Raw genomic sequence first — 12,695 nt, 5'->3', positions numbered from 1 at the left:
GTCTCCGCCGGTCCGGCCCGGCGGAGACACATCAGGCCTCCGGCGTGCCGGGTCCTTCCGGGCCGGCGCCCTGGGCGCCCTTCTGCTCCGCGGCGATCTTGGCGCGCACCTCGTCCATGTCGAGGTCCCGGGCCTGGCGGATCAGGTCCGTCAGCGCCGCCTCCGGCAGGGCGCCGGGCTGGGCGAAGATGGCGACCTGGTCCCGGACGATCATCAGCGTCGGGATGGAGGTGATCTGGAAGGCCCCGGCCAGCTCCTGCTGCGCCTCGGTGTCCACCTTGGCGAAGACCAGGTCGGGGTGGGCCTCGGAGGCCCGCTCGTAGACCGGCGCGAACTGCAGGCACGGCCGGCACCAGCCCGCCCAGAAGTCGATCAGCACGAACGGGTTCTCGCTGACCGTCTGGTCGAAGTTTTCCTTGGTGAGCTCGACTGTAGCCACGGTTTCCAGACCTCCTGATTGAGCCGTCTGCTCCTTGAACGAACAGCCTGCCCTGCGCATTCCGCCCCCCAACGGGGCCGGCCTAGAACGGGTGACCGGCGGGGGTGCTGCGGGCCGTGGTCCAGCGCAGCTCCGTGAAGGCGTCCAGGTTGGCCTCGCCCCCGAAGCGCGCGCCGGTGCCGGAGGCGCCGACTCCGCCGAAGGGGGCGACGGCCTCGTCGTTGACCGTCTGGTCGTTGATGTGCGCGATCCCGGTCGGGATCCGCTCGGCCAGGTCGAGCCCGCGCGCCGCGTCCCCGGTGACGATCCCGAGGGAGAGGCCGTAGGGGCCCGCCGAGGCCAGCGCCACCGCCTCTTCCTCCGTCGCGAAGGACCGTACGGGCGCGACCGGGCCGAAGACCTCCTCGGCGTAGGCGGGGGTGTCGTCGGCGACGCCCGCGAGGACGGTCGGCCGGTAGAAGAGGTCGCGGTGGGTGCCACCCGCGACGAGCTTGGCGCCCCGCTCGGTGCTGGCCTCCACCAGGGCGTGTACGCGGTCCAGCTGGGCGCGGTCGATCAGCGGGCCCAGATGGACCTGCTCGCGGTACGGGTCTCCGACGGCGAGCTCCTCGGCGCGCGCGGCGAGCCGCTCGACGTACTCGTCGTAGAGCGAGGCGTGCACGAGGTGCCGCCCGGCGGTCATGCAGATCTGGCCCTGGTGGAAGAAGGAGCCCCAGGAGGCCTGGGCGACGGCGGCCTCGACGTCGGCGTCGCGGAGCACGACGAGGGCCGAGTTGCCGCCCAGCTCCAGGTGCACGCGCTTGAGGTGACGGCCCGCCAGCTCGCCGACGGACCGGCCCGCCGCGGTGGAACCGGTGAAGGACACCACCCGGACCCCCGGGTCGGCGACCACCGCGGCGCCCGTCCCGGCGCCACCGGGCAGGACCTGCAGCAGCCCGCACGGCAGGCCGGCGGCGGCGAGGACCGCGGCGAGGGCGAGGCCGCCGCAGACGGCGGTGCGCCGGTCCGGCTTGAGCAGCACCGCGTTGCCGAGCGCCAGCGCGGGAGCGACCGAGCGGATCGCCAGGATCAGCGGGGCGTTGAAGGGGGCCACGACCCCGACCACCCCGGCCGGCACCCGGCGGGTGAAGGACAGCCGGGGCGCTTCGCTCGGCAGGACGTGGCCGGTGGGGCGCGAGGCCAGCGCGGCGGCCTCGTAGCACTCCTGCGCGGCGACGTGCAGTTCGAAGTCGGCCTTGCCGGGTATCGAGCCGGATTCGCGGACCAGCCATTCCCGCAGCTCGTCGGCGTGGGCGGTGAACAGGTCCCCGGCGCGGCGCAGCACGGCCGCCCGTTCCGGGTGGGTGGCGCGCGCCCAGTCCCGCTGCGCCGCGCGGGCCCGTACGGCGGCCTCCGCGACGTCGGCGGGCGCGGCGAGGTCGATGGTGGCGAGGGTGCGGCCGGTGGCGGGTTCGACGACCGGGGCGGCGCCGCCGGTGAGGGTGGGTCCGTCCTGCCAGAGCGTCGGGTCGAGGAGCGGCATGGCGCGGGGCCTCCGGGTGGGGATGGGCGGGGCGGGGGGCGGCAGCACGCGCCATCGTGCCAGACCGGAGGCTCCACTTCTGTTCAGTTATTGGGCAGTTGACGCCGAGCGGTGACCGGAAATGATCGACGCCGGCTGCGGGCGGGGCAGCCGGTCAACCGGTCAACGAGTCAGCGCTCCAGGACGAGTGCGATGCCCTGCCCCACCCCGATGCACAGGGCCGCCATGCCCGTTCCGGAGCCCGCCGCCGCCAGCTGATGCGCGACCGAGCCGGCCAGCCGGGCGCCCGAGGCCCCGAGCGGATGACCGATCGCGATGGCGCCGCCGCGCGGGTTGACCACGGCCGGGTCGAGCTCCGGCCAGGCCGCCAGGCAGCCCAACGCCTGCGCGGCAAAAGCCTCGTTGAGCTCGAAGGCGGTGAGGTCGGCGAACCCGCGGCCGGACTTGGCGAGCGCCCGCTGCACGGCGTCCACCGGGCCCAGGCCGAAGAGCTGGGGCTCGATTCCGGTGACGGCGGAGGCGCTGATCCGGGCGAGCGGCTCGCGGCCGGTGGCCGCCAGCCCCGCCTCGTCGGTCAGCAGCAGCGCGGCAGCGCCGTCATTGAGCGGGGAGGCGTTGCCGGCGGTGACCGTACCCGTGCCGTCCGTCCGGAAGGCGGGCTTCAGCCGCGCCAGCGCGTCGGGCGTGGAAGCCTCCCGGATGCACTCGTCGCGCACCAGGTCCACGCCGGTGTACGGCACGACCTCGTTGTCGTACAGCCCGGCGTTCCAGGCGGCCGCCGCCTTGCGGTGGCTCTCCAGGGCGAAGGCGTCCTGCGCCTCGCGGGTGATGCCGTGCTTGTCGGCGATGAGTTCGGCGCCCTCGCCGAGCGAGCCGGTCCACTCCTCGGGCATCCGCGGGTTGGTCATCCGCCACCCGAGGGTGGTGGACCACATCTGCTGGTGCCCGGCCGGGAAGGCCCGCTCGGGCTTCTGGACCACCCAGGGTGCGCGGCTCATCGACTCGACGCCGCCCGCGATGGCCACGGAGGCGTCACCGAGGGCGATGGCGCGGGCGGCCTGGATCACGGCTTCGAGGCCGGACCCGCACAGGCGGTTGACGGTGACCCCGGGGACGCTCACGGGCAGCCCCGCCAGCAGCACGGCCATCCGGGCCACGTCCCGGTTGTCCTCGCCCGCTCCGTTGGCATCGCCGAAGACGACGTCGTCGATGCGGGCCGGATCGAGGTCGGGCGTACGGTCCACGAGCGCGCGCACGACGTGCGCGGCCAGGTCGTCCGGCCGGACCCCGGCGAGGGCGCCGCCGAACTTGCCGATCGGGGTGCGGACGGCGTCGACGACGTAGACGTCGCGGACGGTGCGGATGCTCATGGGGTCGCTCCTGGGCGGATCCGTACGGGCGGTGGCGCGGCGGTGCCGGTGTGGGCACCGGGGCACGCCGCCGGGCACGCCCGGTGGGGCGCGCCCGCAGTCTCCGTCCGCACGTCACCGCCTGTCAACGGCACCCCGCCCGGACCCGGACCGGCACCCGGGCCCCGACCGTCGGCCCGGGCCCGGGCCGGCCTCCCGGACCGCGGACGCGGCACCCTCAGGTCGACTCCCGCTGGATGGCCGAGGCCGCCATCAGGTCGTGCCGTTCCGTGACCTCCGACGGCTCGCGCACCGCGTGGTCCACCAGCGAGGCCAGATGGGCCCCGGTCGGCATCTCCAGCCGTACCGTGCTCAGCCTGGGCCGCAGCAGCCGCCCTATGAGCAGGTCGTCGGCGCCGATCACGGCGACGTCCTCGGGCACGCGGAGCCCCTCGTCCTGGAGGGCGCGCATCAGCAGCATCGCGTACTCGTCGTTGTACGCGAACGCGGCGTCCAGCCCGAGCCCGCGCCAGCGGGCCGCGAGGGCCGCGGCCGATTCCTCGGAGTAGGCCATCGGGAGGGCCGAAACCTCGGCGCCCTCGACCGAGCGCGCGCCCGTGAGCCGGGGTACGGAGAACAGCTCCAGGCCCTCCTCCTCCGGGACGACCACCCCGATCCGGCTGCGGCCCCGCTCGACGAGATGGGCGGCGGCCCGGACGCCGACCTCCTGCTGGTCCATGACGAGCGCGTGCGCCCCGGGCACGCCGACGGGCCCCATCGTGATCACCGCACGGGCCCCGGCCCGCTTGAGGGTGTCGACGTTGCGTGCGGAGAGGGTGATCTCGCCGAGGGAGATCACCGCCACCGGACGCAGCTCCGCCCAAGCCCGCACGGCCTCGTCACCGCTGAGTCCGAGGCTCCCGTACTGCACCACGGTGTAGTCGAGGCGGCGCAGCGCCCACTGGAGTTCGTTGAGGAACGTGCTGTAGAGCGGCCCGATCGGCACGTGGGAGGTGGGCAGCAGCACGATCCTGGTGTGCCCGGCGCGCAGGCTGCGGGCGGCCGCGTGCGGGACGTACCCGAGCTCCTCGGCGGCCTCACGGACCTTGCGGCGGGTCGGTTCGCTGATGCGTACGGCCTCCGCGTTGTTCAGGACGTACGAGACCGTCGCGCGCGAGACACCCGCGAGGCGGGCCACGTCGGCGCTCGTCGGAACGGGGGGCGGCGGGGTGACCGGCGCGGAGGCCGGGACCGGGGCGACCGGGGCCGGCGGCTTCGGCGATTTCGATGACTGAGACATTGCCGTGGCATCTTTCCAGACCGATTGCGCCCGGGGGCTAGCGGATGGCCGGAAACGAATGCTACACAGTGGTTACACGAGTCATTGACACGTGTAACCACGGCGTCACATCCCCTTTCGGGCCGATGTGTCAGCGCCGTGTCCCGCCGTGCCGCCGCCCTGTCGCGCTCCGACGCACCCCCGCCGTCGCGACCGGGCGGCGTGCACTGCGCACCCCGCACCGCCCCTCCCCCATGCCCGTCACACCACCCCGCGTCCACCCTCATACCTCCAGGAGGGCACCGTGGCCCTTTCCTCCCCCGGCACCGGCTCCACCGCCGCCACCACCGACGCGCCCCCCGGGCCCGGCCCCGCACGGCGCGGTCTGCTGCCCCTGCTGCTCGTCGGCAACAGCGCCATGTACGCCCTCTACATCGGCGTGGCCGGAGTCCTGCTTGCGCTCCAGGTCGAGGACATCGATCCGGCGGACAAGGTCGCCAACTTCGGCCTGATCGCAGGGGTGTCGGCGATCTTCGCCACGGTCTTCAACCCCGTCGCCGGCGCCCTCTCCGACCGCAGCGGACGGCGCAACCCCTGGATCCTCGGCGGTGGGCTCGCCGCCGTACCGGCGATGTTCCTGCTCGGGCTGGCCGACACGATCCTGCTGATCACGATCGCGTGGTGCCTCGGGCAGGCGGTCATGAACGTCTACCAGGCGGCCATCACCTCCGTGGTGCCCGACCGCGTACCCATGGACGCCCGCGGCAAGGCCTCCGCCGCCGTCGGCCTCGGCCTGCCCTTCGGCTCCACCCTCGGCGCGCTCATCGGCGCGGCCTTCTCCGAGGACTACCGCACCGGGTACCTCGTCCTCGGCGCGCTCGTGGCGGGCGCGGCGGTCCTCTTCACGGCCTGCGGCCGCGAGCAGCGGCTCCCGGCCCGCGCCCCGATGCCCGTCAGGGCTCAGCTCGCCGCCTTCGCGAGCGCATTGCGCGACCACGACTTCCGGTGGGCCTTCATCGGGCGGGCCCTGCTCGTCCTCGGGTACTTCGCCGTGAGCGGCTACCAGCTCTACATCCTGCAGGACCACACCGTGCTGCCCGACGGCATGAAGCCGGAGGCAGCGGTGGCGGTGCTGATGCCGCTGACCAGCGTGGCGATGGTCGTCTCCACGGTCCTCGGCGGCTATCTCTCCGACCGCTTCGACCGCCGCAAGCTGTTCGTCGGCGCCTCCGCGCTTCTGTCGGCCGTCGCGCTCGTCATCCCGGCCGTGTCGGCCAGCTGGACCGCGATGCTGTCCTTCGCCGTGGTCAACGGGCTGGCGTTCGGCTGCTACATGGCCGTGGACACCGCCCTCGTGACGATGGTGCTCCCCAGGGCCGAGGACGCCGCCCGCGACATGGGCGTGCTCAACATCGCCAACGCCGGCCCGCAGATCATCGCGCCCTTCATCGCCTCGGTGATCGTCTCGGTCAGCGGCGGCTACACCGCGCTGTTCATCGTCGCAGCCGTACTGGCCGTGGCGGGCGCCCTGGCCGTGAGGCCGATCCGCAGCGTGCGCTGACCGCACTTCCGCCGCTGGGCACCATCGGCACCGGCGCGCATCCAGATCCCCGACCTCCGACCTGCCATCTGCCATCTGCCATCTGCCATCTGCCATCCGGCATCCGGCATCCGGCATCGAGAAAGGCATCACCGTGCACCTGTACACCCAGACCTGGGGCGAGGGCGACCGCGTCGCGCTCCTGATCCACGGCATCATGGCCGACCACCGGACCTGGCGCCGGGTCGGCCCCGCCCTCGCCGACCACGGCTACCGGGTCATCGCCGTCGACCTGCGGGGCCACGGCGCCAGCGGCCGCGGCGAGTACAGCCCCGGGCACTACGCGGACGACCTGGTCGAGACCCTCCCGGCCGGCGCCGAACTCGCCATCGGCCACTCCCTCGGCGGACTGACCCTGTCGCTCGCGGTGGACCGGCTGCGGCCTGCCCGGGCCGTGTTCTCCGACCCCGCGTGGCACCTGGCCGCCCCGTCCGAGGGTTTCGGTCCGGAGCTGCTCGCGCAGTTCAAGACGGCGACGAAGGAGCAGATACGGGCGATGAGCCCGCGCTGGGAGGAGGTGGACGTCGACATCGAGCTGGAGACCCTGGCGGCATGGGACGAAGGGACCGCGCTGAGCCTCGCCCCGCTGGCCGGCGCCGACCTGATGCCGCAGGCTCCGGTGGTCCCCTCGCTCGTCCAGGTCGCCGACCCGAGCACCCTGATCACACCGGAGCGGGCACAGCTGCTCAAGAGCCGCGGCTTCGAGGTGCGTTCGGTCGCCGGGGCCGGACACACCATCCACCGGGACGACTTCGACGGATTCATGGCTTCCCTGGACGGCTGGCTCTAGAACTGGACGGCCGCTCCCCATTACGGTCTCCCTACCGACCGGTAATGGGGAGTGGTTCGCGATGTCCGATTCAGCTCTTTCGACGACCGGAGGCCTGGTCGACATGGCCGCGGCGCTCGCCGAAGGCTCGGTGTCGGCGCGGCAGTTGACCGAGGAGTCGCTGCGCCGGATCGCCGCGGCGCAGCCGGAGCTCAACGCCTTCCGGTCCGTACGCACCGACGCCGCGCTCGCCGAGGCGGACGCGGCGGACCGGCGGCTGGCGGCGGGCGAGCGGCTGCCGCTGCTGGGCGTACCGCTCGCGGTCAAGGACGACATGGACGTCACCGGGGAGCCGACCGCTTTCGGCTGCGCGGGGCCCTTCGCCCCGAAGACCGCCGACAGTGAGGCGGTACGGAGGCTGCGCGCGGCCGGCGCGGTGATCGTCGGCAAGACCCACACGCCGGAGCTGGGGCAGTGGCCGTTCACCGAGGGCGAGGCCTTCGGTGCGACCCGCAACCCGTGGAACCCGCACTGCACGCCCGGCGGCTCCTCCGGCGGCTCGGCGGCCGCCGTGGCGGCGGGCCTGGTCCCGGCCGCGCTGGGCTCGGACGGGGCCGGATCGGTCCGTATCCCCGCGGCCTGGACCCATCTGGTGGGGGTGAAACCCCAGCGCGGGCGCATCTCCACCTGGCCGGAGCCGGAGTCCTTCCACGGGCTCACGGTCAACGGGGTGCTGGCCCGCACGGTCGCCGACGCGGCGCTGCTGCTGGACGCCGCGAGCGGCCCGCACCCCGAGGACCTGCACCGCCCGGCCCGCATCTCCGCCGTCGAGGCGGCCGGCCGCGCCCCGCGCCGGCTGCGGATCGCCCTCTCCTTCTCCATGGCCTTCACCGCGACGCCCAAGTCCCTTGACCCGGAGGTCCGTTCCGCGGTGGAACGGCTGGCGGCCCGGCTGGAGTCGCTCGGCCACGAGGTGATCTCGGAGGACCCCCGTTACGGCCCGATCGGCCTGACCTTCGTACCCCGCGCGACCAGCGGCGTACGGGACTGGGTGGCGCGGGTGCCGGATCCCGCGCTGCTGGATCCGCGCACGCACGAGGCGGTGCGGACGGCCCGCGTCCTGGGCGGGCTCGCCCTGCGGGTGTCCCGCCGGGCCGAGACGGCCCTGCGGTGGCGGGTGGGCGAGATCTTCGACCGCTTCGACGTGGTGCTGACCCCGACGACGGCCACCCCGCCCCTGCGGATCGGCGCCCTGGCCGGGCTGGGGGCCATGGCCACGGACCGGGCGATGATCGCCGCCTGCCCGTACGCCTGGACGTGGAACGTCCTGGGCTGGCCGGGGGTGAACATCCCCGCGGGCCTCACGGCCGCCGGGCTGCCGATGGGGGCCCAGCTCCTGGGCCCCGCCGACTCGGAACCGCTGCTGCTGGGCCTGGCTGCGCAGCTGGAGGCGGAGGAGAACTGGGCGGCCCTGCGGCCGGACCGCCGGCAGGTCCCCGAGGGTCCTGTCGAACGGGCCGGATCGATGCAGGACGACCGCGCGTGAAGGGGCGTCCCGGCGTCGTCGTCAGGGTGACGCCAACGGAAGGACGTCGGCGAAGGGGTCCTCGGGGTTCATCCGGAAGGTGATGGGCCGAAACTTTCCGTCCTGGCCGTAGGTGTACTGCGGACCCCCTATGCCGGAAGCCACGGCGAACTCCTTCTTGTCCGCGCTCTTCACTTCAGTGGTCCCGGACACTCCGTCACTGGACCACTCGATCGAGAGGCTGAACCGGTGCAGGCCGGACGAGGTGAAGGCGACGATGACGAAGTTCTCGGGATCGCTCTCGGACACGGTGACGGGGAAACCGCGTACACGCATCGATCCCGTGTCGCTCTGTCCGTCCTTGAACTCGAGCTTCGGGGACTTGGTGTCGAGGTTCGCCGCGAACCGGCTCATGTTGGCGTCACCGCAGCCGCCCGCGTATTGCAGACGAAGGCTCTGCTTGGGCAGCGGCTGCACCTCCTGCGGCTTGACGGCGATGTTCTTGACGGTGACGGCCCGCCCGCTCTTCCCCTGCACGTTGAGCCGAATGATCGTGCGATCCGCGGTGGCCGCCTCGTGCGCGTTCCCGAAGGTCGCCAGCCGCTTCCAGAACGCGGCCGACTCCTCCGCGGTGGTGACGGCCACGTTGCCCTTGAGTTCGGCCGCTGCCGCGTCGAGCGTGGGCGGCTTCATGAAGACGACACCCACTCCGCCGTCACAGTTGTCCCAGGGATTCACCTCCTCCACCGTAAAGGCCAGAGGTGCGTCGCCCTGGGCCCCGGCGTCCCCCGTCGCCTTCGGCCCGACCGCGTTGCTGTTGCCGCAGACCGACCCGGCAGAGCACTCGTTCGTGGAGCAGCCCGTCATCAGGACCCCTGCGCCCAGGGCCAGCGTCACGGCGGCGGCGCCGTAGGACTTCATCGACCGGACCCGCCGGTCGAGTCGTTCGAACCGTCGCCGAAATTCGTCTGGTTGTCGCGGCCGCACACCGCTCCGTTTCTGCATTCGTTCCTGTCCCCGCCAATGGTCTCCGTGGCCCACAGGGTTGCCAGGACTCCGGCGATCGCCGCCAATGTCGCCATCGCCGCGAGCCAAACGCGGCGCCGGTCGGCACTGTTCATGGTCATCGCATCCCACCTCCCCGAGAAGGAGTCACCATCGTAGGGATCCGGAGGCGGGCTGCTCATCGGTATGCGCAAACAGGGGCCGGACTCGTCAAGGCCCGCCGCGCCGCCGTGGTTGAGTACGCGGAACGACGGCGCGGCGTTCCCTCCCCAGGGGCCGGTCGGAACGCTTCTGCGCAGACGGCCCGGGACGGCTCGGGCCGTCCGTGCGAGGGACCTGCGGGTGGCGGCGCGCAGGCGGGACCGGCGTGAATCCGGGGCGGTCGCCGCATTGCGCACGGCTTCGCGGAACAGGCGCAGGCGCTGGTCCAGCACCGCCCGGCTGCGGTGTCGGTGCAGCCGGTGATGCGGACGGCGAGTGCGGCGCCGGCGAACACGTCGGCCAGGGTCTCGAGTTCCTCGCGGGTCTTCTGTGCGTCCCGCTTCCTGGTGGCCCGGGCGTTGAGCCGGGCTCCCAGAACGGTGGCGGTGATCGTGGTGACGGCGCCGACCGAAAAGGCCCACAGCGCAATGATCTGTTCCGTTTTCACGGGGCCAGGATGTCGATCGTGTCCGGTCCGCGTCCGGTGAACGGCGAGGTCGGGGTGAGCCCCGTGCGGGTGGCGTTCCGGGCATGAGCGTGACGGGGCGTCGTCGCCGCGGCGGGACGTCCGGGCCCGAAGCGGAATCTCGTTCTTTGCTCCTTCGGACAACGGAGCGGCCCGGCCGCCCGGTAGCGGAAGGTCACGGACCGTGTCCGGCGGGCATCCTTGAATCCGCCGGTCAGGTCCGTGCAATCGGGCGGCGAAGGCGAGTAATCTCCCCGAAATGACGGCACTCTCCCACCACAGCAACGGCCACACCGAGCAGCCCGGGCAGGGCGGCGACACCGCGACCACGGAGGCCGATCCCCGCGCCATCGGCCCCGTGCGGACCGAGTACGCCCCGGACCCCGACGGCGATCCCGACCCCGGCGAGATCGTCTGGACCTGGGTGCCGTTCGAGGAGAACGACGGGCGCGGCAAGGACCGTCCCGTGCTGGTCGTGGCCCGGGAGGCGGGCGGGCGGACCCTGCTCGCCGTGCAGCTCTCGAGTAAGCGGCACGACCACGACCGGGAGTGGGTGCCGATCGGGACGGGCCCCTGGGACAGCGCCGGGCGCGAATCGTGGGTGGACGTGGACCGGGTGCTGCGGGTGCACGAGTCGGGGATGCGCCGCGAGGCCTGCGCGCTCGACCGCGGCCGCTTCGGCCTGGTCGTGGACCGGCTGCGCGAGCGCTACGGCTGGCAGTAGCCCGCACCGGCCCGGCGGCGGTCGCGCACACCCGCGGCCACCGTCCGGGACGGGCCCGGTCTCCCGTGTCCCTGGTCCGGAGCGTCCTGGCGATCTCCTAGGGTGAGGCCCGTAGGCAGACACAGGGAGTAGCGGCCATGCGAATAGAACGACACAGGGTGAGCGAGGCCGCCCTGGCGGCGGCGCGCGAGGACTTCGCGAACCGGATGATCTCGGATGTGTACTCCAGGTCCCGGGGCGGCCGGATCGACGCCTACGACTGGTGGGACATCACCCTGCAGTTCCTCGACGGTCTCGGTGCGTTCTCCGCGGTGACCCCCGACCTCGACACTCCGGAGGCCAAGGCGATCCTGGGCGACGCGGCCGAAGCGGCCGCCGGCGCCGTGTCGTTCGCCGCGTACTACCCGAACGCGTACTTCCACGTCTTCCTCAACTACGTCAATCTCGGACTCGACTACGACGCCGACCCGGAGGGCTCCCCGCAGCCGGTCAGCGCGGCCCGCTGGATCGACGCGTTCTGCGTGGCGGTCCTCGCCGACAAGGCCGAACGGTACGGCGAGGCCTTCCACTTCGCCCGCCGGGCGCCGCAGCGGGCCGGCGGGCCCGGGCTCCCGTCGGTGGAGCTGATCAACGGCCTGCTGGCGTACGTCAGCGGGGACCTCGGGGACGACGGCCAGAACTTCCCGCCCTCCGCACAGGAGAAGCTCGCCGCGCTGGACGCCGCGCTCGGCCGGGTGGCCGGCCGCCGGGCCGGAGCCCGGGCCGCGGCCGCTGAGCCCGAGGCCGCCGGGACGGCCGAGGCGGCCGACCCCGCCACCGGTGCGCTCCGTGCGCTGCGCGCCCTGGCGGCCCGGGACCGGGAGGCCTTCGGCGCCGAGCTGACCGCGCTGCTGCTCCCGCATTCCCGCCTGGAGGACCCGCGGGCCGAGCCCCGCACCCTGCTGCCCCTGCTGCCGCTGGCGCTGGCCGCGCTCGGCCACCGCCGCGAGGGCTGGCCGCCTCCCGTCGACTCCGGCTACCTGCCGCGGGCGCTGGTCACCGGTTTCGAGACCGAGCCGCCGCGCGTGGGGCCGTACGGCCGCGAGCGGCGGGCGGACGCCGTCGCGGCGCTGGCTACGGGCCCCCTGGTCGTCGAGCGGCCCGAGCTGCCGCTGGGCACCCCGGCGGCCGACGAGCTGGTGGCGGGGCTGCTGTACGTGGCCACCGGCGCGGGGGCCGCACCGGCCGGCTCCGTCCGCCGGGACGGCCCGGACGGAGCGGACGGCTCCGACGGCCCGGAGCGCGCGTACCGTCCGCTCGAGCCCGGCTCGTGGGCCGTGGCCCTGACCCACGCCCTGATCACGGGCAGCCGCGCGGAGCTCGCGCCGCTCGTCGTCAGTGGTCCCACTCCGCAGGAGGACCGTTCCGCGTACGCCTCGTACCGGCGGGCCCTGCACGACTACCTTCGGGGCGAGGACCCGGAACCCGCCACCGACCGGGCCGTCGCCGATGTCGCGCAGACCCAGGAGTGGGGCTTCCTCCCGGCGCCCGCCGTGCTCTTCTCGCAGCTGGTGGAGGGCGACGAGGAGAGCTTCAACCTGGCCCTGGCCGACGCGCTGGAGGCCCATCGCGCCTACTACTCGGTGGCCGACCGGGCCATCGGCGCGGGAGCCGCGGTCAATCTCGACATCCTGGCCCTGGCCTGCCACGCCCGCCGCCGGGGCTGGCGGATCCGCGTCTCCTCGCCCTACCTGCCGGAAAGCCTGCTGGCAGCGGCGAAGCCGTTCTGAGCACCGCGGGCCCGACCGGGATCCCGGTCGGGCCCGCGGTGCCCCCG

At 73.6% G+C, this 12,695-nt stretch carries 11 protein-coding genes; 5 read left to right on the top strand and 6 right to left on the bottom strand.

The genetic code is table 11. The annotated features are described in order from the left end of the window. Nucleotides 1-31: 31 nt before the first annotated feature. From OG753_RS35000 to OG753_RS34985, 4 genes are all read right to left on the bottom strand, one after another. The gene (locus OG753_RS35000) at nt 32-439 is read right to left on the bottom strand and encodes a thioredoxin family protein (RefSeq protein WP_327265664.1); all 408 of its coding nucleotides are present in this window, start codon (nt 437-439) and stop codon (nt 32-34) included. 82 nt (nt 440-521) lie between these two features. Beyond that, the gene (locus tag OG753_RS34995; protein WP_327265663.1) at nt 522-1,961 is read right to left on the bottom strand and encodes an aldehyde dehydrogenase family protein; all 1,440 of its coding nucleotides are present in this window, start codon (nt 1,959-1,961) and stop codon (nt 522-524) included. 170 nt (nt 1,962-2,131) lie between these two features. Beyond that, entirely contained in the window at nt 2,132-3,331 is a 1,200-nt protein-coding gene (locus OG753_RS34990; RefSeq protein ID WP_327265662.1) for a thiolase family protein, read from the bottom strand. A 217-nt stretch (nt 3,332-3,548) separates the two neighbouring features. Further along, on the bottom strand, nt 3,549-4,610 hold the full coding sequence (locus tag OG753_RS34985) for a LacI family DNA-binding transcriptional regulator (RefSeq protein ID WP_327265661.1): 1,062 nt from the start codon (nt 4,608-4,610) through the stop codon (nt 3,549-3,551). 283 nt (nt 4,611-4,893) lie between these two features. On the opposite strand from OG753_RS34985, the gene OG753_RS34980 reads away from it, so the two are divergent. The 3 genes from OG753_RS34980 to OG753_RS34970 all read left to right on the top strand — a co-directional run bounded on the left by OG753_RS34980 (nt 4,894) and on the right by OG753_RS34970 (nt 8,504). Continuing rightward, entirely contained in the window at nt 4,894-6,150 is a 1,257-nt protein-coding gene (locus tag OG753_RS34980; protein ID WP_327265660.1) for an MFS transporter, read from the top strand. A 133-nt stretch (nt 6,151-6,283) separates the two neighbouring features. Beyond that, nucleotides 6,284-6,979: an alpha/beta hydrolase gene (locus OG753_RS34975; protein WP_327265659.1), complete on the top strand. Its 696-nt coding sequence runs from the start codon at nt 6,284-6,286 to the stop codon at nt 6,977-6,979. 61 nt (nt 6,980-7,040) lie between these two features. Further along, nucleotides 7,041-8,504 (top strand): amidase, encoded by a 1,464-nt coding sequence (locus OG753_RS34970; protein ID WP_405791386.1) that lies wholly within the window; start codon nt 7,041-7,043, stop codon nt 8,502-8,504. Between the two features lie 21 nt (nt 8,505-8,525). Here the strand turns inward: OG753_RS34970 and OG753_RS34965 are convergent, their stop codons facing one another. Then, nucleotides 8,526-9,404: a hypothetical protein gene (locus OG753_RS34965; protein ID WP_327265657.1), complete on the bottom strand. Its 879-nt coding sequence runs from the start codon at nt 9,402-9,404 to the stop codon at nt 8,526-8,528. Continuing rightward, nucleotides 9,401-9,610 carry a hypothetical protein gene (locus OG753_RS34960; RefSeq protein ID WP_327265656.1) on the bottom strand — a complete coding sequence of 70 codons (210 nt, stop codon included), beginning with the start codon at nt 9,608-9,610 and terminating at the stop codon, nt 9,401-9,403. Before OG753_RS34960 ends, OG753_RS34965 begins: the two co-directional genes overlap by 4 nt. Before the next feature lie 804 nt (nt 9,611-10,414). Here OG753_RS34960 and OG753_RS34955 point away from each other — a divergent pair. Beyond that, nucleotides 10,415-10,879: a type II toxin-antitoxin system PemK/MazF family toxin gene (locus OG753_RS34955; RefSeq protein WP_327265655.1), complete on the top strand. Its 465-nt coding sequence runs from the start codon at nt 10,415-10,417 to the stop codon at nt 10,877-10,879. Between the two features lie 137 nt (nt 10,880-11,016). Then, nucleotides 11,017-12,648 carry an immunity 49 family protein gene (locus OG753_RS34950; protein ID WP_327265654.1) on the top strand — a complete coding sequence of 544 codons (1,632 nt, stop codon included), beginning with the start codon at nt 11,017-11,019 and terminating at the stop codon, nt 12,646-12,648. Nucleotides 12,649-12,695 lie beyond the last annotated feature (47 nt).

Source organism: Streptomyces sp. NBC_00029 (assembly GCF_045160505.1).
Classification (GTDB): domain Bacteria; phylum Actinomycetota; class Actinomycetes; order Streptomycetales; family Streptomycetaceae; genus Streptomyces.
Note: the sequence above shows the minus strand (reverse complement) of the source record. Positions and strands in the feature narration are given on the sequence as shown.

Bases quoted from the DNA above. Each gene is read 5' to 3' on its own strand.
- OG753_RS34950 (WP_327265654.1), top strand. From the start codon at position 11,017: ATGCGAATAGAACGACACAGGGTGAGCGAGGCCGCCCTGGCGGCGGCG.
- OG753_RS34995 (WP_327265663.1), bottom strand. From the start codon at position 1,961: ATGCCGCTCCTCGACCCGACGCTCTGGCAGGACGGACCCACCCTCACC.
- OG753_RS34970 (WP_405791386.1), top strand. From the start codon at position 7,041: ATGTCCGATTCAGCTCTTTCGACGACCGGAGGCCTGGTCGACATGGCC.
- OG753_RS34985 (WP_327265661.1), bottom strand. From the start codon at position 4,610: ATGTCTCAGTCATCGAAATCGCCGAAGCCGCCGGCCCCGGTCGCCCCG.
- OG753_RS34960 (WP_327265656.1), bottom strand. From the start codon at position 9,610: ATGACCATGAACAGTGCCGACCGGCGCCGCGTTTGGCTCGCGGCGATG.
- OG753_RS34965 (WP_327265657.1), bottom strand. From the start codon at position 9,404: ATGAAGTCCTACGGCGCCGCCGCCGTGACGCTGGCCCTGGGCGCAGGG.
- OG753_RS34955 (WP_327265655.1), top strand. From the start codon at position 10,415: ATGACGGCACTCTCCCACCACAGCAACGGCCACACCGAGCAGCCCGGG.
- OG753_RS34990 (WP_327265662.1), bottom strand. From the start codon at position 3,331: ATGAGCATCCGCACCGTCCGCGACGTCTACGTCGTCGACGCCGTCCGC.